This window comes from Halovenus halobia (assembly GCF_051414135.1).
Classification (GTDB): domain Archaea; phylum Halobacteriota; class Halobacteria; order Halobacteriales; family Haloarculaceae; genus Halovenus; species Halovenus halobia.
The window spans coordinates 13,698-34,792 of sequence record NZ_JBLKOA010000009.1; the positions used below are offsets into that span (position 1 = coordinate 13,698).

Consider the following 21,095-nt stretch of genomic DNA (forward strand, 5'->3'; position numbering starts at 1 on the left):
GTCGACTTTTTTCTTCTAATGATATATCCTCATACACTAGCCGGCTACCGTTCTCAACATAACCCGCTTTGGCACCAGCTCCAGACGATTCACCAGACAGGCAGCCAGCCACAGCCAACAGCCCAGGTTGCTGCGCCAGCGGACATCGCTGCGTTCTGCGAGCAGATGGCCGCAAGCGAGGCCTGTCTCACACCCAACGACGCCCAGCGGCAGTTCATCAAGGCGGTTGATCGCCCGCTCGTTCCGCTGCAGGGCCCACCGGGAACGGGCAAAACCAGCGGCGCGACCGCACCAGCCCTGCTGGCTCGGGCGTACGCACGCGCACAACACAACCAGTCGTTCACAGGCATTGTCATTGCTCCCTCGCACGAAGCCGTCGATGCCGTCCTCGGCGGCGTGGTCGACTGTCTCAATAACTGGCGAGCAGCCACGTCGGGACTAACCGATCTCGATCTCGTGCGTGTCACGCCGACACCGCCACCAGTGGACACAGTCCGGGCAGATGCCAACACATCTCGCGTTGAGGTTACGTACGCCGCGTACCACAGCGACGCCGGCACGGAAACGATCGAGAGCATTGCGCGTGCGATGACACAAGACGAGCCGACACAGCGACTCCTGTTTGCAACGCCGGCGACGCTGTATCGCGTCCTCGGAATTGTCGCAGAGACATGCTCGGCCATCGACAGCACGTCCGCCCCGGCGGCGATGCGGTACGAACCTGGCCTGGCCGATGTCGTCTGTCTCGACGAAGCCAGTATGCTCGACTTGCCACGACTCTTCCTCGCCACGAGCGCACTCAAACCCGACGGGCAAACACTGCTCGTCGGCGATCACCGCCAACTGGCGACTGTGTCTGAGGTGGATTGGGCGAACACGCGGCGCCGGCCGGTTGCAGAGACAGAGGCGTATCGCTCCGCACTGGAATACGTGCAAGCACTCGCCGCGACGACTGAGCGCCACCCGACAGCCACCGACGGCGGCTCACGACAGAGCGCGCTCGCGCGATTCATTACCGATGCAGACAGCGACCCCACAGGAGGTGACCGATGACCGGCGACGCCTCGGGTGAACCAGCCCACCCAGCCGACCAGCTTCGGATCGAGCAACTCACGGAGTCCCATCGGTTCGATGAGGAACTTGCACAGTTACTCACGCAGTTCCAGTATCGCGAGGACGGGGTTACATTGACCGCCGCCGAGGCACGACCGCTCCCAACCCGCTGCGTCGACCCGGCGACAGGAGGGCAGGAAACCATGTTCGAGTCCGATTCATCGCTTGTGTTTGTGTGTTACGACGACCGCGAACACACGATGGTGAACCCGATCGAAACCCGCTTGATCGACGCACTCGCCTCATCCGTCCACCACGAGTCCACGGCGCGTCCGGATGGCGGTGCGAGCGGGACCCTCGGCGAGGGGCCGGGCCCCGAACAAGATACGTCGCACACGCGGGACGACACGTCAGCAATAGATGGCCCACCAAGCGTGGGTGTCGTCACACCACACAACGCTCAGCGTGGCGCACTCGGTGCTGTCCTGCCCGAATCCGTGACAGCTAACACCGTCGAAAAGTATCAGGGTGGCGAGCGTGACATCATCGCCGTCTCGGCGACGGTGTCTGATCCACAATTCGCTCGAAATGAGGAACGGTTCATCCTGAACCCCCGGCGGTTGCTCGTCGCCATCTCACGATCGAAGCTACTGACCATCGTCGTTTGCAGCACCGCGTTGTTCGAGGTCGCCCCAGAGGACAGCGAGCGGCTTGACGACGGGCCAGTCTGGGCGCGGTTGTTCACGCAGGCGGTTGGTCGTGACGCACAGCCAGCGTGGGCTGGGCTCCTCGGCGAGTTTGTCGGTGACGATGCTGCCGACCACGCGGACGTGCCGGTGCAAGTGTACCCGAGCGACATCGACACTGACAGAGGTGATCAATGATGGAGTCAGTGGAGACAGACGGTGGTCTCCACATCACCGGTGATGCGAATGCCACTGCTGAACACGCTGTTGTGGCGCCACTCAAGCAATTGTTCACCGGGCTTCGCGTCGGGTTGCCGACACTGACCATCCGGTGTTGTGCTTGCGGGGCCAAGTTGGGCGAAGGCGCCACAGTTTCTGTGTACGCCTACCGGACTGTCGAAACACCGCGCTGGCATCTCGCTCGATGTCGCTGCCCGGACTGCGCACCGGACGACATCGCCACACCGACGCTCGGTGCGACGGAAGTACGGATCAGCGCGCGATTGGCCGTCGTCTCGGATGTGGGAGCGCAACAGCACCGACTGTGTCTCGCTGAACCGACCATCGGTACTGTCTCGTCGCCACGAGATGGAACGTCACCGTGACAAAATAAGAAACCCACCGGAGGGAACGCCACCCTGATGCCCTCCAGCGGGCCACAGTCACAGCTATTGAGACGTACACACAAACCGTATATACGAGAATATCGTATATCAAGCAAGAACGATGAGCACAACTGATCCTGCACCACTGTCCCGGAAGCAACTCCAAGAAATCGGAGAACAGTTGGCAAACGACCGGAAGTTGGACATTTTGACCTACGCAGCAGCACACGAGCAGTTCACAGTCACGGAATTGAAACGCGAGCTTGATTTACCGCACTCGACAGCACACGAATACTGTCGTGAACTGCACGAAGCAGGCCTCCTCGATCGACTCCAAGAGAAGCCAGCCACGTATACAGCGGTCGACTTCAGGATCGAACTCTCCCTCGACGAGATTGCATCCGCTGTCGAGAAGGAGAGCCAGACGCTAGAGTATGCAACGCAACGATACGGTGACGAGATTCTCGACGAGATCGTTGCCCTCTGGGACGAGATCGAAGCCGGTGAGCTAACCTATCGAGAAGCTAGTGCGTCTCTCGGGATGGAGCACGCCGACTTCCTGCGTGTTGCATCCGAACTCGACCTTCTCAAGTGATGGAGAGAATCATTCTTGACGCGAACGCCGTCTGTCGACAGAAATAAATAAAGTGGGCCGAAATCGGCTCAGCGCCATTGTTGGACAGATACACTTTTTATTGCGGCGAGCTAACGAACGTGCAATGAGTAAAACAGCGGATGGTCACCGAAAGGAAGGCGTCGAGTTTAGTTACGAGGAAGATCTCGTGACGGCCCGAGATATTGAGACCGGGGTTGCATCATCCGGTGACTCAAAAGCTGAAGCCCTCGCCATGCTTGCAGAGGCACTTGCGCTTCACGAAGATGGTGGGAATCCCGTTGAGGACGAAGACCAATTCCTTCGTGATATTGGAATTGATCCAGATGCGGTTGATGAGGATGAGACGCCGCCGCCATGGCTTGGCTAAGAAATGGTGTATGCTGATTTTTCCGGCCGTGAAATCATCAAAGCACTCCGCTCAAAACGGTTCAGACCAGTCGATCGGACCGGGAGTCACGTCAAGCTTCGGTACGAGTATCCGGAAACTGACGACGTTCGGGTCGTCACCGTCCCATTGACTGAGGCTGATAAAATCTCTCAGGACACGTACCGATCGATTGCCGACCAGTGTGGCGCAGATGAGTTCGAAGAATGGGTTGAGTGGATCGAACGAAACTGTTGAATTGTGCTACGCGATAGCGACAGATATGAGTTCAGACAGGCGTTCCTCCCGTACCGCTTACTTTTTTGCCACAGAGGTACTCGCCAACGCCCTTGGCGCAAACGCAGTCCTCGCGTGACTTCTCGCTCGATTAGTCCCTGAAATTCCCACATTCGATACGTGCCTCCTGACAACGAAGGAATCATGCTGACCACCGCCAAGCCATGATCGCTCCCGATCTGTTGCGTTGAGCTGGCCACGGCAGGCCAAGAAGCGGTCTTTGAGGCTGGCTCGTCGCTCGTCTTCGTGGGTTACCACGACCGCGAGCACACAATGGTGAAGCCATCCAAAGTCCGCCTGATCAACCCGTTCGCCTCAACGTCCACCACGAGCCCCCAGCGCGTCCGGACGGCGGTGCGAGCGGGACCCTCGGCGAGGGGCCTGCCGGCGACGCGAACACGTCGCAGGTACAAGAACACGGGCAGCCCGAGGCAGCAATGAATGAGCCACCGAGCGTGGGAGTCGTCACACCGCACAACGCACAACGAGGTACACTTAGTACCGTGTTACCCGACACCGTGACAGCCAACACTGTCGAGAAGTATCAGGGCGATGAGCGTGATATCATCGCCGTCTCCGCGACAGTCTCCGATCCACAATTCGCTCGAAACGAGGAACGGTTCATCGTTAATCCACGACGACTCCTCGTCGCCATCTCACGATCGAAGCTACTGACCATCGTCGTCTGCAGCACCGCGTTATTCGAAGTCGCCCCAGAGGACAGCGAGCGCCTCGACGACGGGCCAGTCTGGGCGCGGTTGTTCACGCAGGCCGTTGGTCGTGACGCACAGCCAGCGTGGGCTGGGCCCCTCGGCGAGTTCGTCGGTGATGATGAGACTGAGCACGCTGCCGTGCCGGTGCAGGTATATCCGAGTGACATCGAGGCCATCGGAGGTGAGCGGTGATGAAGCCAGTCGAAACGGACGGCGGTTTGCAGGTCACCGGCAATGGAGATTCAACAAGCGACCACGCCGCCGTGGCCGCGCTTGAACAACTCTTTACCGGCCTTCGTGTGGGGCTGCCGTCACTTGAGGTCCGGTGCACTGGGTGTGATACACAGTTGGGCGAAGGCGAGCAGGTATCGGTGTACGCCTATCGGACGGTGGAGACGCCGCGCTGGCATCTCGCCCGCTGTCGATGTACAGACTGCGCGCCGGACGACATCGCCACGCCGACACTCGGTGCGACAGAGTGTCGCGTCAGTGCGCGCTTAGCTGTCGTCTCCGATGCGAGAACACAACAGCATCGGTTGTGTCTCACAGAGCCAACAATCACAGCAGTCTCTTCACCGTCAGACGGTACACCACCGTGACGCCCCCGAATAGACTGTTGTGGCCCTCATAACTCCTGTTCCCCCATACAAAACAATGAACGACTCCTGCCTACTCGGCAACTTCCGCCGCCTCCTGGAGGATGGGAATTTACCACCCTCGATTCCGCTAACCCCATCACAGCAGTTACCAACGTATTGATGGGAATAAGCCCATCAAACCTATATTGATGGGGGACGTACCATCGAATGTGGATGGTGCCTTACGAGACCGAGCGGGAACTAACAGAGAAAGATGGAAATTACGTGAAACACATTCGCGTGCGTCGGACAGACAGCGATCAGTATCCATGTGGATACGACTACACGCTACACTACGGAACGACCGACTGCGAAACGATACTTCGCTATGATAACGCACACGAACGCCAGAAAGGCCACGAACGCCACACCACTGATACCGTCGAAGAAATTGAATTTCCCGGGATGGAAACGCTCATCCAGCGGTTCGAACGAGAACTCAATGCGTTGGAGTCAGAGTGAGTTCATCGGTCACACCAGCCCATTAGGAGTGAGACACAATGACAGAAAACCAGACACTCGAAGTTCGACTGGACAGTGACGAACAGCACAGCGAACTACTTGAGGATATCCGCGCCCTCGAACGTGGTGAGGAAGTGGATGAGCGACACGTCCTCGTCCTTGATAACGAAAAAGAATTACAACGGCTGCTCAGCCCATCGAATCTTGCATTGCTCAGAGCGATTCGGCACCACGAACCGGAAAGTATGCGCGGAGCTGCCGATCTCGTCGGTCGCGATTTTAAAGAAGTCCATCGCAACCTGACCGAACTCGACGCATTGAATGTCATTGATCTGCAGGAGGACGGTCGGTCAAAACGGCCAGTTGTCCGATTTGATGAGATTGATATCGAGCTGTCACTGGACGCAGATGACGCTGATGCTGCAACTGTGTGAGCAGTAATAGAAGTCGAACCGGATGGTGGGCTACAGGTCGCCGGAGATGAAGATCCAACAAGTGAACACGCCGCCGTGGCCGCGCTTGAACAATTGTTCACCGGGCTTCATGTGGGGTTGCCCTCGCTCGAAGTCCGCTGTTGCAGTTGTGGCACCCAGCTATAGTAGAATCTGGAAGTCTTTGCAGGTATACCCGCCGAGGAATGCCGTATCTCGTTGGTTCTCGGGGATGTGGCGAGAGATGTGAGTAGATACTTCTGGAGATTACTATAGGTGAAGGCAATCAGGTGTCGGTGTACGCCTACCGGACTGTCGAAACACCACGTAGCGTCTCGCTCGGTGTCGGTGTCCCAACTGCGCACCGGATGATATCGCCACGCCGACGCTCGGTGCGACGGAAGCGCGGATCAACGCACAGTTGGCCGTCGTCTCGGATACAGGAACGCAACAGCACCGACTGTGTCTCGCCGAGCCAACGGTCAGCGCCGTTTCCCACCCACAGGACGGTACGCCGCCCTGAAGCGGGAGATTATTTTTATAATAACTAAGTTTTTAGTTTGCGGACCACAAACTGCAAACATCATGGCAACCGACCGAACCGCATCCCGAGAGACTGTCGTGTCTGATCTCTCTCCCATCTTCAAACTCATCGAGGAGCCGAAATTTGCGGAGTTGTATGTACAACTCCGGGAAGGTTCGGCAACTATCCCAGAATTATTGCCTGATCTCAGCATCGAAAAATCGACCGCGTACAAGTATATTGCTCTCCTCCAACGAGCTGGCCTCGTCACTGAAATAGGGACGGTCAATGGCAGTACACAGTACCGTGCGGAGGAATTTCAGGTTACAATCCAGATCGCAGAGACAGAATTCACAGTTACTCCAGAGCTTGCCCGTGTCATCGCACAGCGGGGAACTAATCCGGAAATCGACCGGTTTATTGACCAGTACGGGATTGTGACACTTGCTGAATTCATTCCACTATCCCAGCAGTACGCCGCTGGCGAGATGACACATCGTGCAATTGCAGAGATTCTTGATATCTCGCGTGCAGCAGCGTTTGAAATGCTACGAGAAGTCCTCGATGTCCTGGCAATCGTTCCTGATGCGGATCACGCCGAACCCGGTGATGATAGTGATGAAGAGGTTGCACAACTGATCGAAGACGAGACCGCTGACGAGAAACTCAATCGCCTCATCAAAGAAGATCGAGAGATTCTCGACGCACTTGACGAGTAACCATCCGCTGTCGTCTATCGTTAGGAGTAACTGAGTACACGACCGGCTTATGAAATTAGAGTACCGCGAGCGAGACGACATTCGGAGAATTCATTTAATCATCAATTTTATTGAATGTCGACTTCATCTATGGGATCAAACTCCGAGGCATTCGTCTTGATCGCCTGTAAAAGACCAGATTGGACTAGAAACAGACGTTATATACTGAACCTAGTCTGATCTACCCGCTCAAAAAGTATCAACAAGACTCTCAGATTCGCTCTCGCTAGTTCCCGGCGACGTTTAGCGCGCTGTTCAGTTCAAAGAGTTCTTGAACAACATCGCTCTTGGCGACACGGTACCGGCGAGGCGAGGTGTTTGGTACCTCTTCGACAATATCAGTTTCCAGCAGGAGGTCGATGTAGGTACTCACCGTTTGTCGAGTGACACCAGCGTGGTCAGCAAACTCCGTCTTGTTGAATTCCCGACCCGGTGGAAGGGTAAGAATAGCGTCGAGGAGGATCGGAACACTCTCGTGCTGAAAGAGATGAAGGACACCACTCGGGTTCTCGAGACGAGCCTCCTTAGTGTCTTTCTCCGCTGCCGGATGTCCCTGCGATGACTCACTCATATGCTTACTATACTGATCGACGTACATAGGTGTTTCTTTTGGCGTAAACAGCCATTAACACCTTTTATAATAGAGGAGGAGAATAAGTAGACATGCGCAAGCCGTCAGTGAAATGCGCTCTCCTCGCCGCAATGATAGCCGAGCACCGCTGGGGCTCTCCAATCACTGAGGAAAATCTCCTCTCCATAGCTGCTATCGAGACGGGCGACTATCCCACTGCGAGTGAGTTGTTTGACGAACTCCGGACTGCTCCTTATATCACCAATCGAGGGAAGCGCGGTATCGAACTGAACAGTGGCGAGTTCGGAACACTCGCTGATCTACTGTACGACGAATGCGAGTGGGAAGCCTTCGAGATCAAGAGTCGCCTGAAGCACTACGAAGGGTGGGACAGCCACGAGTGGACGTAACTCCGATGGGGGAGGTTACGGGCGCAGTTACAGGGTAGTACATCGTGCGTGACCACCAACTGTTCAGCATCAGTCGAAGCAGATACGCTCCGATGAAGATTCAGAACAGGTACTGACAAATCAGAGCACCCACCCGGGTGTGTCGTGAACTTCTCGAAACAACGAATCCACTGTGTCGAGTGTTCCACCACAAACACATCCACACCGACTAGTCTCACCCACACACCCCACAACGAGTGAACACCTCAAATCAAGTCGGCATGTTCGAGCGCTTTCACGACGATTTCGGGATCACGCACACAGCCGAGAAGCGATTGGCTGAAGCATGTGCTCGTATCCCCCCTGAGTTTGGATACTATGATGTCGCATCGCGGTACTACACCCCACCACAGACGGCAAAAGCGGAGTTTCCACATCAAGATCCTCTGATCTGGGGCAGGTCATGATTCGCTAGTTGACCAACGTCGAGCAAGCGTACACACCCCACTCATAGCCAGGATGATCGGCGTTCAGCCGAAGGTTGTCCCGATCATTGTTCTGGCATTCGAACATCGGATCCAACGATTTTCACGCCTGTCTTGACCATTGGTAACACACCATAACTAGAGTTAATACAACTGGCACGTTTGGTTGTGAGTGAAGTCAAACACGACGCACAAACTGGAGGTTTCCCACACGATGATTTCAATTCGCCCCACCCCACGACCTGTTTGCTCTCTTTTAGCCGCAGGTCACGTGGCTGGCGAATACCTACACAATCAGCGTGTGGAACAATTGGACGGCAATCGCTGGCAGGACGTCAAACTCGAAGGCAAGATGTCCGCCGGCGATAGCCGGTCACCTTCTCCCGCATAACTTGGCTCCCACACGGAATACCCGTTCGGAGCCGGGAAAGACGGGTTGTCGCCTGCATTCATTGTCCAGCCAGACTGCTACCCCTCCGTTGGATCAGTCGAGGCGATGATGCTCGCGGCATTTTGACCTGCGTTCCACAACGGAACGACAGCTCCCGACGCGCTGAGCGTCAGAGGAGCTGGTATTACATCCGTTCCCCACCGAGAGCTGCTGCTCTGTCCACCGTGGAACAGAGTTCCACTGAGGATCGCGGATCATCAATCCACTCACCAGCCCCGGAGTCTCCGCTGGCGAGGGACGCTGGACTTTGGATCCAGAGGTCGCCGGTTCGATTCCGGCCGGGGCGACTGCACGCCGACGTGGTGCAGTCCGGCAGCATGCGGCCCTGTCGCGGCCGTGGCTCGGGTTCAAATTCCGGAAGACACCTCTTCCGACCCTCGTGAAGTCTAAGACTTCACTCGGTCCCGACGTCGGCGTAGGCGGCGTGTCGAACGCTGGGGATACCCATCGAGGTTGGCAGCAGCCGGTCGATGTCCTCCATCGGCGGACTGCTGGACCCGGCAGGGTCTGTAACCGACATGGCCCGATGTGGTATTCCCGGACTCCCCAAAGTACGCCCTCCTGTGTGCGAGGGATTTCAACTCCTCTCGCACACGTAGACGTATCGATAGACAAGTAGCTGCCGACGGTCGGCAGCCTCTGTGGGCCGGTAGTCTAGTGGCACGATCCCTGCCTTGGGTGCACGAGACTGAGGGTCGAATCCTCATCGGCTCACTTGCCGTGTCTGAGGACTGGTGACCTCACTGACCTGCTACGGCAGCCCGGCAACGGGTTCTCGGTTCGACTCCTTCTCCAGGCGTCCGGCTGACCGAGATGAGGTCGGCCTCAGGACCAGTTGGTCCCGGCATATACTGGTTTGCTCCTGGAGTCTCCGTTGGCGAGAGACGCCAGCCTTTCGAGCTGGAGGTCGGGGGTTCAATTCCCCTCGGGAGCACTCCGGAATCGACTCCGTCGAGACCATTCCGGACGGTCTGGGTGAAACGTTCGTTGCTGTGGACCTTTCAGGATCAATGGACGCACATCTTTCTGACAACAGTACCCTCGCGCGGAAGGAAATCGGCTCGCTGTTCGGAGCGATACTCGCTGACCGAGGTGCTCGTGTCGGTGGATTCGGTGACGACTTCCAGGCCGTCCAGATGCACGTCGACGCACCAGTGCTTCAGCGCCAGGATGCACTGCTGGGTATCGACCAAGAGGTCGGGAACTCGACGAACGGATGGAAGGCGGTTCGATACCTCCGCAAGGAGGAGATCGTGGTTGACCGAATTGTTGTATTCACCGACATGCAGATCTGGGATTCACGGGTTCGGTTCAGCGACGACGCGAACATGATCCGTGAGGAGTTCGACGCGTATCGAGAGGCTGTTGCTTCGGAGGCGTCGCTGTATATGATTGACCTAGCATCGTACGGCGACCTCGTCACGCCGGAAGGCTACGAGGGCGTCTACAACATCTCTGGCTGGTCGGAGAACGTGCTTGAATTCATCGAGCACACCGAGGAGGTCGGGGAGGTCATCGACGAGATCACGACATTCGACCCATTCTAGTTCAATTTTTTGCGCGAGTGGTGTAGCTTGGCCGATCACGCGGCCTCGCCATGGCCGAAACGAGTGTTCGAATCACTCCTCGCGCATCAGAGCGTGCGTCGCGGCACGACCGCGCGGCGCTCACGAGGTGATTGATATGGGAACTACTCAGACAGACCCGACAGTCACGACTGTAACGGCTATCGTTGCCGTTCGTATTCCAGATGGCGCCGGCTTCGATCTCACAACCGAAGCCGAGCAGCGGTTGGCAGCTATCGAGGGCGTTCGTGCGGTCAGTGTTGATGGACTCCGCGGGATTCAACCCGGACTGTCCGCGACCATAGCGACGGTTGCTGTGACTATCGAGGCGACAGTAACTATCAATGAGCTTCGTGAACGACTCGCCGAGACAGTCTGCATCGACTCCATCGACCAACTGACGCCAGATTCTCTGTAGAGATATTCGCGCATTGTCGATGCGAATAGTATCCACGAGCGAAGAGGACTAGACAGATGACGATCAAAGATCTCGACCTGACATATAGCGCAGCAGAACTACGCGATTTCATCGAAAAGGCCGTCGCACAGAAAGGAACACAGAACCAGCCACGGTTCTATGCAGTTACCGGTAGTCACATCTATGGGTTCGATAGCGCAGAAAGCGACATTGACGTTCGAGGTCTCCACCTCGCGCCAGCTGAAGAGTATGCCTATCTGGACACCCCCACTGAGGAAGTGACTGTCAATATGGACGGAACAACCGATGGCTTCGAAGCGTTCGCGGAGGTCGATCTCCGGAGTAATGAACTCAAAAAGTTCGGCTCACTGCTGGCGAAAGCGAACTACAATATCATCGAACTCGTTATTGAGGCGCCAACAGTCATGAACGGGATGCCACTGGAAATTGACTCACTCCAGAATCTCATTCGCGAGCATCTTCCACTGAACGTTCCGCACGCATATCTTGGCATGGCAAAATCGAACTATTACAAACATCTCGATCCGGAGAAAGTTGAGGGCTACGCACCTGACGCAAAGAAGTTTCTTTACGTCTATCGGGGACTGCTCGGCGCTCAGTATGTCGTCGAATTCGAGGATATCGAGGCGGATGTGTTTGAATTAGCCAAGGCAGTCGATGGTAGTGATGAAGCAGTTGTCGAGGATCTGGTCAGCCACAAGCGCTCGTCTGATGCAGAGTTTGTTCCTGAAAAACTCGAAGAACGTGCACGCAACGCAATTCACGATCAATTCAACACACTGGATTCGTTCCCAGATCCGGACAAGAGTGCATATCGGTCGGCAATCGACGACTGGATGCGAACAGTTCGAATCTGAAACTGGACGCGATTTCCTGACATCAGCTACCAACGGCTGAACCCGTTGGCTTGTCGGTGGACTCCCGTTCTGCCGATACATAGGTGTCGGACGCCACTTCAGTAGCGTTCACGGTCATTATCCCCGAGTTCAGGGCGTACTGACAGAACGCCCCTCCAGCGGGGGGCTTCTGCCCTCGCTGGAGTTTGAGCGCGAGTTTCCGGGCGACATTTTTCGCCGTCGCAAACGCTCCGCGTTTGCTACCCGTCAGACGGGGTCTGACGACCGCGTTGTAGTCGGCGTTTGCCGCGTACGAACAGTCGAGACACTGGAACCGTTGGCCGTCACGGTTTTCTTCGAGCGTACAGCCACATTTCGAGCATTGTTGGCTGGTGTAGGACGGTTCGACTGTTTCGACCACGATGCCAGCCGGTTCCGCTTTGTTTTCGGTCTGTTCTTGAAGTTCGCGGAATGCCCATTGCTGGAATTTCTTGTCGTCGCTGATACGTTCTCGAATCTGCTCCAAGTCCTCGAACGCGATGTGCGTACAGCCATGTTGTTGGGCTTGTGCGATGATTCCGTTCGAGCATTGGTGCAGATAGTCTTCGCTCCAGCATCCGAACCTGTCGCCAATGGAATAAACAGCTCTGGCCGTCGTCAGACATGATCAAACCGACGAATTTTCTCTCCAACAGCCGTAGTGAATTCTTCAATCGGATCGACAATAGTGGCTCCAGGCATCGCTCCATATCTATCCCACTCGTAGGCGTATCGCACGTGAACGCACCCCGGGGTCAGGCCCCGGGGCTTCCTGCTTCAACGACGCGCTTTGCATCCACGGCCTCTCGTTGAGGTGTGAACGTAGGGAGCGCAGTCTGCACAGGCGTTGATTCGGAGCGTCCCGCCCCTAACTGCCGCAGTGCACGATTGAGAATATTTTTCGCCGCGTTGAGGTCGCGGTCTTCCACGTGTCCACACGCCGGACACGAGTGTTCGCGCACCCAGATCGGCTTGGCCGTTTCGACACCACAGAACGCGCATTCTTTCGTCGTTCCGCGAGGTTCGACCGTTTCAACGTGCGTGCCGTGCAGGTCACCTTTGTATTCCAACAACTCGATGAAGCGTGACCACGCGGCGTCCTGTTTGTTTTTCGCGTTCTGACTGGTTTCTAGCATCGGCTTCACATCCAAGTCTTCGACGGCCACCACGTCGTACTCTTTGACGAGCCACGTCGTGAGTTTGTGCTGGAAATCTTCGACCTTGCGCTTGATTTTGCGTTTGACTCGTGCGACCTGTTGGCGTTGCTTTTCCCAGTTGGCAGAGCCGTGTTCTTTCCGGTCGAGTTTCCGCTGCTCGCGTCCGTAGCGGTCGTACTCATCTGACAGGCTAAGGGTCCCTACGGACAGGTTCTCGGATGTGTGGATGTAGTTGGTGATGCCGAGGTCAACACCGATACAGTCCTCGGGTTCAACCTCGCTTAGTGATGGCTTTTCTGGCGTGTCTTCGGGACTAGTCACCAGCGAGATGTACCACTCACCCGTAGTCTCTTTTTTCAGGATGATCTCCTCAATGGCTTCCGCTGGTGGCACGTCACGGTCTGCTCGGACGTTGAACCAGCCGATTTTTTCGAGTCGGAGTCGAACGAATCGGTCGTCGCCCGTGTTGTGATCCACGTTCCAGCGACGGGGTTGATTGTACGATACCGACCGAAATTCACCGGTACCTTGCCACTGCAACCGACCGACATTGTAGCCGTTTTCTCGGCGTTCTTGGATCGTTTCCAAATCGCTGTGGATCTGGCTGATAGCTTGTTGTGCGGCGTGTCGTGATGGTTCTGCAAAGGTCGGCCAGCGGTCTGTCCATTCGGTGAGCTTGGCGTGTTGGTCGTAGTCAGATGGTCGGTTGTTGTAGTCCGAATTGTAGTAGTCTCGGACAGCGTGGTTACGAATCTGACGGAGGATGTCAATCTGGTACCACGCTTCACTCGCCACGTCGTCAGGCAGGTACGCACGGGAGCGAAGCGTGTGTTTCATCGTTGTCAGTCGAGTTTTTGGACGGTGAGTTTTAGCTGGTCACCTTCTTCCAGATTAAGGCCGTCTCGGACTTCTTCTGGGATTGTGACGACCCCGCGTTGTCGCAGTTTCGGGTAACATTCCATCTTCCCCATACTGAACTGTGCAGATTCAAGCAGTATAATGCTGTCGGCTTCAACCCCAGGGTCAAGCCCCGGGGCAGTCGCCTCAACCGCCTGTACATCCCGTTCTCGGCACCCGTATTTTCGTCTGTATCGTATGAGTCATACCGCTGGTGGACACCAAGGACGAGCACTTCATCGTGCTCATCCTGTCGGTAGATGGTATCCGATTCGATCTTCATACTCCATGTAGCAGTGTCAATCTATTAAATAGTTAGCAGCATGCCGGAACAATTCACTCCAGATGTGTCCAGATCTCTGTCGGCGCAACATCGTTCAATTCGGCATTCGTCTGCATCGAGCGCAACTCCGAGATACACCGCTGTGCAACGAGCGGATAGATCTCTGCCGGGGTGAACGACCGATCGAGAGTCATCAACTCTTGCCAGTTCTCTGCCCAGATATCTTCAACGACACGCTCGTGTAACTCCTCGTTCAGGTGCAATCCGAATTCCCGGCCTTCCTCAACAACAAGCTGCCTGAGCACCGACCGAATCCGACCCGACGTGCAGTATGTTGCGACAACATATTCGGCACCTGTCTTGGCGTCGTCGGGTTGTCTCCCGAACTGTTCGCGGTTTCGCTCCTGAAAGCCCTCCCTGAGAATCTTCACCCGGCGTGCCCGCTCGTCACTCCGAACGATGACTCCCTCCATACGAACGTTCGCCAGCGAAGACTCGGGGACGGTGTAGGTATCTGGATCGAATCCTGATTCAGGTTGATCGAGACGTGTCGCAGGCACAAATGCGAATTCGGGTGGAACAGCCGATATCTGCAGTCGCTCGAACACGTCCCACGCAGTGGACGCCGAGCAGAATCCCTCGAAGGTTTCCTCGTAGGGATTTCCTCTTGGTGTCATCGTCTCGATCGCGTCGAACGGCAACAGATCGAAGGCGGCGAGTGCTGGAACAGCCTGCTCGGTGAAGCCGTAGTCCACTGTGGAGTAGACCATGTTTTCAGCATAGACCACGACGGGACAGCCAAACTCCTCGTGGGCAGTTCGTAGGACCGTCTCGTCGACACCCTCGCGGAGACATCGCACGGCCCGGTGGAGTGCCCCGTCGATGGTATCCAGTGAATCTCGATGACTCCCACGAATTTGGCGTCGGGTGCCAAACACAAGGCTGCCGTCGCCGTCAGCTGCCGCGGCTACCTGCTCCGGATACAGATCACCATACCGCTCATCATACAGCGTGAACCGGAACGAACTCCCGTCGAACTTCTCGACGAGAAGCAGATCATCGGCATCGAAGAATTCGTCCGGAACGACCGGATGATCGTAGCGCGGAATCTTCGGGTAGACCTTCACAGACGCAGTTCATTTCGACTGGTAAAAGCAGTTCTTATCGTATGTTAGTTACCACCACACACCTCGACAGGAATATCAGAGACTGTGTTACTCCGTCTCAGTTCGTTCCAGATTGTCGAACCCGTCTTCAAGATCGTCGAGATCACGCTCAAGCCGTTTGACGTGTGTTTCCAGGTCGTCGATACTCATCAACGCAAGCCGGAGAAATTCCTCATCGCGGTCGGGCATCAGCGGCAGCGCATCTCCCGTCTTTCCCGGGTCCTCAGACTGGCGTGATCGCTTGCGAACCAGTTCTTCTCGTGCCGCCCGAAGCTCTCGGCGGAGGAGTTCGGCGTCATCCATGTGTTTGCTCCACGCTGTCAGGGACACAGCCCGCTACGGCCCAAAGAGGCGGTCGCGCAGACCGCTCACTAACAGCGTTGTTGTTCGGTCCGATCCGTTTTCCGTCGGTGCATCTGTCTCCTGTACCGGGCAATTGGATAAGTACTTTCTGCGGGTATGCGAACAATCAACAATCGGTTCAAAGCCTGCGTGGTCTCGTGACACGTCTCTTGGAGAGCAGAATACTATCGTATTTCCCATCGGAGTCGTCGTCAGATGGCCATGACATAGTAGGACATACGTCAAACAGCGTTAATACACACTCACAAAAACAGTGTACTGTCACCGTCGGCCTTAGCACCCGATCAGTGTGATTGGATTGCAGGAGGTGAAATTATGGGACTATTTGATATCGTCGAACTGTACGACGGCGTACACCTGCCGAACTACCCGGACGGTGTCGCGCCACCAGAGGAAGTCAACTGGCAGACGAAGGGCATCGACAGACCCTGCATGAACACGTTCAAGATCACCGCAGACGGCCGGTTGCTCGAAAAAGAGTGGCATGCGGAACCAGTTCCGCCAGAAGAGCGACCATACGCGGATGACGAGGATGTTGACGAGGACGACTTCCGCTACTATGTGGGGATGATGAAACGCATTCACGACGGCTGGACTGAACGAGAGTCGTACCACGGCCGCTTCCAGATCACAGAGTCGTTCGATGCTGTCGACTCACTCGTCAGATACCAGGTTACGTTCACCCACGGCAGCCTCGATGGGTTCGAGCGAGTAGAATAACCGAATACAAACGACAGTATGACACCATACAAGCGGACTGCAACACGGTCACTCACTCCCATCGCGGAGGTATACGAGAAGGCGATATCGGCGGAAACGTTCACTCAAACCAGACGTGACTCTCCGTATCTCCACGTGCTACACCTTCCTGATGATCGCCATAGACGCGATGCAGAGACCGGCGAGGTAATTGGGCATGGGGAGACGTACGAACTGGCCGTCCGCGACCCGCTGACGCTCACTGAGCACGAGAGCGAATATTATCCGACCAGTTCCATCAGGGAGTTAACTGGGTCGTTCAGACTCGAACGTGTACTGGATCAAGTACTCAGCCGTGCGGAGAACGACAATCTACCGGTCTACAAAGAGATCCACACGCTCCGGCCTGCCCACTGGTCAGATGCAGCGTCGTGGGTGAGTTGTCCAAGTTGCGCCAGCGGGAGCGGGACCATCGCGCTGATTACAGATCTCGATGCAGATGGAGCGACCTTTGCCTGTCGGGAGTGTGATGCTCGCATCGACGAGTCCGACCAGCAGCGCATGTTCAACGATTGGCTCCACTGTCCGAGTTGCAACAGCGGTGATATCAACGTCGAGTGCAGCGCACCGCTCGGCAGTGTCTGGTGGTCGTGCGATGATTGTCTGTACGATACCCACCCAGCACCGGCTGATCTAGCATATGGAGATGCCCGCGAGGAAATTCCTCAGCCAACGAGTTCCGCTAATGGCTGGCAAGGTTGAAGCGGCGTACAAAATCCCCCTTCTCCGATCAGACTGAGTAGAATAGACAACACACAAAGGACGCTAACCGACTTCCGTTTGGAACCATTCATCAAGCGCTTCGCTGACGAACAAGAGAGAGACAAAGAATCATCACAGACTCACTGGCTTTGTCCGACAACCAAGGGCCGAGAATCAGGCGTCAGCGTGCTCGGAGTCTTGATCGTCCGTCTGCAGGGGTAATTCCACCTCGATAGCATCGTACCAGACAGTGGGCCGCTTCGATTGGCCGTCTGCCTCGAACTCGATGAGACCCAGATCTGCAAGTTCACCGAGATTGCGGTGGACTTGGCTCACGTCGCGATCAACAAGCCGAGCTGTCTCGCGAATCCCACTTGGCTCGTGTTGTGCAATCGTCCGAAGCAATTCAAGATTTCGTGGACGCGTCACCTGATGCAACTGGTCCGGGTCGTGAAAGGTACACTCGAAGTACGCCGCAGGGTCGTCGCCCGCGTCAAGCGCACGGAGAGTCTCCTCGATACACTCGGTGTTGCTCTGTTCGAAACGGATGTGCAAGACACGCTCGGTCTCTGTCGAATCGTCAGTTCCAGTCGTGGCCATGATTGTTCACCTCAGTTACGAACGGCACCGGTGATCAGTCAGTGTCTTCTCCCTCCTCGAACCCTGTTTCGAGATCAGCGAGGTCGCGTTCCAACCGCTCGATATGCCTTTCCAGCTCGTCGGTACCCATCAACGCGATCCGGAGGAAACGCTCCTTGCGATCCGGCATCAGCGGGAGCTGACTGTCTTCGATAGGCTGACCCTCCGTAGACCGTGCTTGTTTACGAACCAGTTCCTCTCGCGTGGCACGGAGTTCGCGCCGGAGGAGTTCTCTGTCGTCCATGTGTACCCACACCACCAGTGTGCCGCCCGCTACGGCCTCGGGGAGGCGGTCGCGCGGACAGCAAATTGACGGCGTGGCTTTCCGACGAGCGGCTGAGCGGACATCAGGACAACATCGATCACAGTACAATAAATACTTTCTGTGGAGGATCAAGTCTTCCGTATATTGCAAGTTGAGAGTTTGAATGGTTAATCTGTATAGGAGTGTGGCAAATACCAACACACCAACACCATACTCAAATCCCCATCCCGTCAATCGAAAGACGAACCGATGCCCATCGAACTGACCGGTGAATACACCGACGCCCGAGTGATGGTCGACGACGAGTCGCTCATCGAGGAGAACTGTCTCGAACAGATTCAAACGCTGATCGACCATCCAGCCTTCACAGAACCGGTCAGAGCGATGCCGGATGCACACGTCGGTGCGGGCGCGCCGGTCGGGTTCACCATGCCGCTGCCGGACCGAGTTGTTCCAAATATCATCGGCTTAGATGTTGGCTGTGGCATGGCCGCAACCAATCTCGGCGACACCCTCCCGCTCGACCACACGACCCGCGAGCAGCGAGTTCGTGCTGCCGTGCCGATGGGCCAACAGACCCACGCGTACGACGATGCGCCACACCTCGTCAACGAGTTTCCCTTCGAGCGAGCAAACACCGTCTTCGAGCAGTTCGAGACGGCCTATCCTAAGCGGTTCGGCCAGTCAATCGACCCGATCGACTTCGAGTTCGACGGCTACGACGGCGCGTATTTCAAATCGCTCTGTCGACGCGTCCTCGCGGACCAGCGCCAAGGGATGGGCCACATCATCAAGAGCGCGGGGACCTTGGGCGGCGGCAACCACTTCGTCGAGTTCGCACAGGCCCGCGACGCCGGCACCTACTGGCTGATCATCCACAGCGGCTCGCGGTATCTGGGCAAATCCGTCGCCGAGTACTGGCAGGCCAAAGCAACCGAGTACCGTGATGCAGACGCGATCCGGCGGGCGCTTCCCGCAGACTATCACGACTATCTCAAGTTCGATCCGACGGCCGTCAGCGACGAGGAGTTGTTCGCGTGGGTGACCGGCGGTAAAGGTGAATCCCACCTCCGGAAAGACGCAATTCGGACCGACTTCGACGAAGCGGAAGTCGACGAGGTCTTTCAGGCACTCTCTCGGCCACGCAAAACAATCGAGGATCGCAACACCGATTTAGACTGGCTGGAGGGTCGTGAGGCACACGGCTACTACGTGGATATGCTGTTTGCTCAGCAGTACGCCCGTTGGAACCGCGAGTTGATGAGCGACGCAATCTGTGCTGCACTCGATATCGAACCCCGCGAGCGGTTCCAATCGATCCACAACTACATCGACTTTCGCGATCTGACGATCAGAAAAGGCGCAACGCCAGCACGAGACAACCAGCGACTCGTGATCCCGTTCAACATGGCCGATGGTTCGGTCCTCGCACGCGGGAAGGGCAACGAGTCGTACAACCGGACCGCGCCACACGGCGCTGGTCGGACGATGAGCCGTCGTGAAGCCGCAGAGACGATTTCTGTCGGAGAGTTCGAGGAAGCGATGGATGGCATCTACTCCGAATCAATCGACGAATCGGTGCTCGATGAGGCACCGATGGCGTACAAATCGGCGAGCCAAATCGCGAGCGCAATCGAACCCACCGCTGCCGTCTTCGATTGGCTCGATGTGCAGCACAATCTGAAGGCACTGGAGTAACGCGACACAGTCGAAGGTCGCTACAGCCAAACTACACGAAAAGACCTATGTACTTACTCACATTCTGAGTAACCATGAGCATCCTCGTCACGGGCGGTGACGGCTACCTCGGCTGGCCGACCGTACTCAGAATCGCCACACGAACCGACGACCGCGTCGTCCTCGTCGACAACTTCGCGCGCCGCGAGTGGGTCGAAGAAGTCGGCAGCGTCAGCGCGACCCCAATCGCGGACATCGACGATCGCCTCGAAGCCGCCAAGAAGGTCCACGACCTCAACAACCTCTCGTTCGTCGAAGCGGACCTTACCGACCGCGCGGAAGTGGACAAACTCCTGCAAGTCCACGAACCGGACACCGTCGTCCACACAGCGGCCCAACCCTCTGCGCCGTACTCACAAATCAACGGCGAACGCGCCAACTACACCCAGCACAACAACCTCCAGTCGACGCGAAACCTCCTCTTTGGCCTTCACGAAAACGACATGGCCGACACGCACTTCATCGAAACCACGACCACGGGCGTCTACGGCGCGCCGGAGTTCCCAATCCCAGAGGGCGGCGCGACGATGGAGAACCAAGACGAACGCGACGAGGTACCGTTCCCAGCGATGGCGGGATCGTGGTATCACCTGACGAAGAGCCACGACGCGGCGAACATGCGGCTAGCCAACCAGCAGTTCGATATCCCGGTCAGCGATGTCCGAACCGCGATCGTCTACGGCACAGAAACAAAAGAGACACGCGCAGACGAGCGTCTGAACACCCGCTTCGACTTCGATTATTACTTCGGAACGGTCGCGCATCGATTCTGCGCGCAGGCAGTTACAGGCTATCCGGTGACAGTCTACGGCAAGGGTGAGCAGCGCAAACCATTCGTCTCGCTGGAAGATTCCGTCGAAGGTCTCGCACAACTCGCACTCACCAACCCGGACGAGCGACCAGACGACCACGTCGTCTACAACCAAGTTACGCGAGCAATCAGCATCGTCGAGATTGCGAACACGATCGCCGACGTTGGCGAGGAGCACGGCCTCGACGTGGCAGTCGAACACTTCGAGAACCCACGCGATGAGGACGAGGAACACAAGATGGAGATCGAAAACGACCGCTATGCGGACCTCATTGACGGCCAGTCACAGTCCTTCGAGGATGCGGTCTCGGATATCTTCGAGACGCTGCTCCGATACGACGGGCGCGTGAAAGCACATGAGGACCGGTTCCTCCCGGGCGTTCTCGAGGACTGAA

Annotated in this window: 28 protein-coding genes, 5 tRNA genes and 1 pseudogene; 25 read left to right on the forward strand and 9 right to left on the reverse strand. The window is 56.6% G+C overall.

What is annotated here, in order from left to right:
• Positions 1-18 precede the first annotated feature (18 nt).
• The 12 genes and pseudogenes from ACMGFM_RS15655 (at position 19) to ACMGFM_RS15705 (ending at position 7,107) form a co-directional block, all read left to right on the forward strand.
• On the forward strand, positions 19-1,053 hold the full coding sequence (locus ACMGFM_RS15655) for an AAA domain-containing protein (protein WP_436903602.1): 1,035 nt from the start codon (positions 19-21) through the stop codon (positions 1,051-1,053).
• A complete protein-coding gene (locus ACMGFM_RS15660; RefSeq protein ID WP_436903603.1) occupies positions 1,050-1,937 on the forward strand; it encodes an AAA domain-containing protein in 888 nt (295 codons plus the stop codon). The genes ACMGFM_RS15655 and ACMGFM_RS15660 overlap by 4 nt, the downstream gene beginning before the upstream one ends.
• The gene (locus tag ACMGFM_RS15665; RefSeq protein WP_436903604.1) at positions 1,934-2,344 is read left to right on the forward strand and encodes a DUF8112 family protein; all 411 of its coding nucleotides are present in this window, start codon (positions 1,934-1,936) and stop codon (positions 2,342-2,344) included. The genes ACMGFM_RS15660 and ACMGFM_RS15665 overlap by 4 nt, the downstream gene beginning before the upstream one ends.
• 121 nt (positions 2,345-2,465) lie before the next feature.
• Positions 2,466-2,939, forward strand: a complete 474-nt coding sequence (locus ACMGFM_RS15670; RefSeq protein ID WP_436903605.1) for a helix-turn-helix domain-containing protein — start codon at positions 2,466-2,468, stop codon at positions 2,937-2,939.
• 124 nt (positions 2,940-3,063) lie between these two features.
• Positions 3,064-3,327, forward strand: coding sequence for a type II toxin-antitoxin system HicB family antitoxin (locus tag ACMGFM_RS15675; RefSeq protein ID WP_436903607.1), 264 nt, complete (start codon positions 3,064-3,066; stop codon positions 3,325-3,327).
• 3 nt (positions 3,328-3,330) lie between these two features.
• Entirely contained in the window at positions 3,331-3,582 is a 252-nt protein-coding gene (locus tag ACMGFM_RS15680) for a type II toxin-antitoxin system HicA family toxin (protein ID WP_436903608.1), read from the forward strand.
• Between the two features lie 476 nt (positions 3,583-4,058).
• Positions 4,059-4,526: an AAA domain-containing protein gene (locus ACMGFM_RS15685; RefSeq protein ID WP_436903609.1), complete on the forward strand. Its 468-nt coding sequence runs from the start codon at positions 4,059-4,061 to the stop codon at positions 4,524-4,526.
• The gene (locus ACMGFM_RS15690) at positions 4,526-4,933 is read left to right on the forward strand and encodes a DUF8112 family protein (RefSeq protein WP_436903610.1); all 408 of its coding nucleotides are present in this window, start codon (positions 4,526-4,528) and stop codon (positions 4,931-4,933) included. Before ACMGFM_RS15685 ends, ACMGFM_RS15690 begins: the two co-directional genes overlap by 1 nt.
• Before the next feature lie 207 nt (positions 4,934-5,140).
• Positions 5,141-5,434 carry a toxin-antitoxin system TumE family protein gene (locus ACMGFM_RS15695; RefSeq protein ID WP_436903612.1) on the forward strand — a complete coding sequence of 98 codons (294 nt, stop codon included), beginning with the start codon at positions 5,141-5,143 and terminating at the stop codon, positions 5,432-5,434.
• Between the two features lie 38 nt (positions 5,435-5,472).
• Positions 5,473-5,868, forward strand: coding sequence for an HVO_A0114 family putative DNA-binding protein (locus ACMGFM_RS15700; RefSeq protein WP_436903613.1), 396 nt, complete (start codon positions 5,473-5,475; stop codon positions 5,866-5,868).
• A 346-nt stretch (positions 5,869-6,214) separates the two neighbouring features.
• Positions 6,215-6,388: pseudogene (locus tag ACMGFM_RS16685) on the forward strand (DUF8112 family protein); the annotation flags it as partial.
• Between the two features lie 62 nt (positions 6,389-6,450).
• On the forward strand, positions 6,451-7,107 hold the full coding sequence (locus ACMGFM_RS15705; RefSeq protein ID WP_436903615.1) for a DUF7437 domain-containing protein: 657 nt from the start codon (positions 6,451-6,453) through the stop codon (positions 7,105-7,107).
• A 265-nt stretch (positions 7,108-7,372) separates the two neighbouring features.
• Here the strand turns inward: ACMGFM_RS15705 and ACMGFM_RS15710 are convergent, their stop codons facing one another.
• Positions 7,373-7,717: a hypothetical protein gene (locus tag ACMGFM_RS15710; protein ID WP_436903616.1), complete on the reverse strand. Its 345-nt coding sequence runs from the start codon at positions 7,715-7,717 to the stop codon at positions 7,373-7,375.
• A gap of 92 nt (positions 7,718-7,809) precedes the next feature.
• Here ACMGFM_RS15710 and ACMGFM_RS15715 point away from each other — a divergent pair, with 92 nt between their 5' ends.
• The 3 genes from ACMGFM_RS15715 (at position 7,810) to ACMGFM_RS15725 (ending at position 9,406) form a co-directional block, all read left to right on the forward strand.
• Complete coding sequence (locus ACMGFM_RS15715; RefSeq protein WP_436903617.1) at positions 7,810-8,127, forward strand: hypothetical protein; 318 nt, start codon at positions 7,810-7,812, stop codon at positions 8,125-8,127.
• 1,126 nt (positions 8,128-9,253) lie between these two features.
• Positions 9,254-9,329 (forward strand) — tRNA-Gln (locus tag ACMGFM_RS15720).
• A gap of 12 nt (positions 9,330-9,341) precedes the next feature.
• Positions 9,342-9,406, forward strand: a tRNA-Asp gene (locus ACMGFM_RS15725).
• Positions 9,407-9,436: 30 nt separating this feature from the next.
• On the opposite strand, the gene ACMGFM_RS15730 is transcribed toward ACMGFM_RS15725, so the two are convergent.
• Positions 9,437-9,562, reverse strand: coding sequence for a hypothetical protein (locus ACMGFM_RS15730; RefSeq protein WP_436903618.1), 126 nt, complete (start codon positions 9,560-9,562; stop codon positions 9,437-9,439).
• Between the two features lie 123 nt (positions 9,563-9,685).
• Between ACMGFM_RS15730 and ACMGFM_RS15735 the strand changes: the two genes are divergently transcribed.
• The 6 genes from ACMGFM_RS15735 (at position 9,686) to ACMGFM_RS15760 (ending at position 11,903) form a co-directional block, all read left to right on the forward strand.
• A tRNA-Pro gene (locus ACMGFM_RS15735) sits at positions 9,686-9,756 on the forward strand.
• 144 nt (positions 9,757-9,900) lie between these two features.
• Positions 9,901-9,976: transfer RNA gene (locus tag ACMGFM_RS15740), tRNA-Glu, on the forward strand.
• Positions 9,977-10,034: 58 nt separating this feature from the next.
• The gene (locus ACMGFM_RS15745; RefSeq protein ID WP_436903619.1) at positions 10,035-10,589 is read left to right on the forward strand and encodes a hypothetical protein; all 555 of its coding nucleotides are present in this window, start codon (positions 10,035-10,037) and stop codon (positions 10,587-10,589) included.
• 11 nt (positions 10,590-10,600) lie between these two features.
• Positions 10,601-10,675 (forward strand) — tRNA-Gly (locus tag ACMGFM_RS15750).
• A gap of 50 nt (positions 10,676-10,725) precedes the next feature.
• Positions 10,726-11,025 carry a hypothetical protein gene (locus ACMGFM_RS15755; RefSeq protein ID WP_436903620.1) on the forward strand — a complete coding sequence of 100 codons (300 nt, stop codon included), beginning with the start codon at positions 10,726-10,728 and terminating at the stop codon, positions 11,023-11,025.
• Between the two features lie 56 nt (positions 11,026-11,081).
• Entirely contained in the window at positions 11,082-11,903 is an 822-nt protein-coding gene (locus tag ACMGFM_RS15760; protein ID WP_436903621.1) for a nucleotidyltransferase domain-containing protein, read from the forward strand.
• Between the two features lie 22 nt (positions 11,904-11,925).
• On the opposite strand, the gene ACMGFM_RS15765 is transcribed toward ACMGFM_RS15760, so the two are convergent.
• The 5 genes from ACMGFM_RS15765 to ACMGFM_RS15785 form a co-directional block, all read right to left on the reverse strand.
• The gene (locus ACMGFM_RS15765; RefSeq protein WP_436903669.1) at positions 11,926-12,543 is read right to left on the reverse strand and encodes a zinc ribbon domain-containing protein; all 618 of its coding nucleotides are present in this window, start codon (positions 12,541-12,543) and stop codon (positions 11,926-11,928) included.
• Between the two features lie 133 nt (positions 12,544-12,676).
• A complete protein-coding gene (locus tag ACMGFM_RS15770; protein ID WP_436903623.1) occupies positions 12,677-13,915 on the reverse strand; it encodes an RNA-guided endonuclease InsQ/TnpB family protein in 1,239 nt (412 codons plus the stop codon).
• Between the two features lie 5 nt (positions 13,916-13,920).
• Positions 13,921-14,049, reverse strand: coding sequence for an AbrB/MazE/SpoVT family DNA-binding domain-containing protein (locus ACMGFM_RS15775; RefSeq protein WP_436903624.1), 129 nt, complete (start codon positions 14,047-14,049; stop codon positions 13,921-13,923).
• A 262-nt stretch (positions 14,050-14,311) separates the two neighbouring features.
• Positions 14,312-15,385 carry a hypothetical protein gene (locus ACMGFM_RS15780; protein ID WP_436903625.1) on the reverse strand — a complete coding sequence of 358 codons (1,074 nt, stop codon included), beginning with the start codon at positions 15,383-15,385 and terminating at the stop codon, positions 14,312-14,314.
• A gap of 87 nt (positions 15,386-15,472) precedes the next feature.
• Positions 15,473-15,727 carry a hypothetical protein gene (locus tag ACMGFM_RS15785; RefSeq protein ID WP_436903626.1) on the reverse strand — a complete coding sequence of 85 codons (255 nt, stop codon included), beginning with the start codon at positions 15,725-15,727 and terminating at the stop codon, positions 15,473-15,475.
• Positions 15,728-16,102: 375 nt separating this feature from the next.
• Between ACMGFM_RS15785 and ACMGFM_RS15790 the strand changes: the two genes are divergently transcribed.
• A complete protein-coding gene (locus ACMGFM_RS15790) occupies positions 16,103-16,507 on the forward strand; it encodes a hypothetical protein (RefSeq protein ID WP_436903627.1) in 405 nt (134 codons plus the stop codon).
• A gap of 18 nt (positions 16,508-16,525) precedes the next feature.
• Positions 16,526-17,248 (forward strand): hypothetical protein, encoded by a 723-nt coding sequence (locus ACMGFM_RS15795; protein ID WP_436903628.1) that lies wholly within the window; start codon positions 16,526-16,528, stop codon positions 17,246-17,248.
• 174 nt (positions 17,249-17,422) lie between these two features.
• On the opposite strand, the gene ACMGFM_RS15800 is transcribed toward ACMGFM_RS15795, so the two are convergent.
• Together ACMGFM_RS15800 and ACMGFM_RS15805 are read right to left on the reverse strand one after the other, a co-directional pair.
• Positions 17,423-17,848, reverse strand: a complete 426-nt coding sequence (locus ACMGFM_RS15800) for an HVO_A0114 family putative DNA-binding protein (RefSeq protein WP_436903629.1) — start codon at positions 17,846-17,848, stop codon at positions 17,423-17,425.
• A 34-nt stretch (positions 17,849-17,882) separates the two neighbouring features.
• A complete protein-coding gene (locus ACMGFM_RS15805) occupies positions 17,883-18,131 on the reverse strand; it encodes a hypothetical protein (RefSeq protein ID WP_436903631.1) in 249 nt (82 codons plus the stop codon).
• 270 nt (positions 18,132-18,401) lie between these two features.
• On the opposite strand from ACMGFM_RS15805, the gene ACMGFM_RS15810 reads away from it, so the two are divergent.
• Both ACMGFM_RS15810 and ACMGFM_RS15815 read left to right on the forward strand, forming a co-directional pair.
• Positions 18,402-19,850, forward strand: coding sequence for an RtcB family protein (locus tag ACMGFM_RS15810; protein ID WP_436903632.1), 1,449 nt, complete (start codon positions 18,402-18,404; stop codon positions 19,848-19,850).
• 74 nt (positions 19,851-19,924) lie between these two features.
• Positions 19,925-21,094 (forward strand): NAD-dependent epimerase/dehydratase family protein, encoded by a 1,170-nt coding sequence (locus ACMGFM_RS15815; RefSeq protein ID WP_436903633.1) that lies wholly within the window; start codon positions 19,925-19,927, stop codon positions 21,092-21,094.
• Position 21,095: the final 1 nt, after the last annotated feature.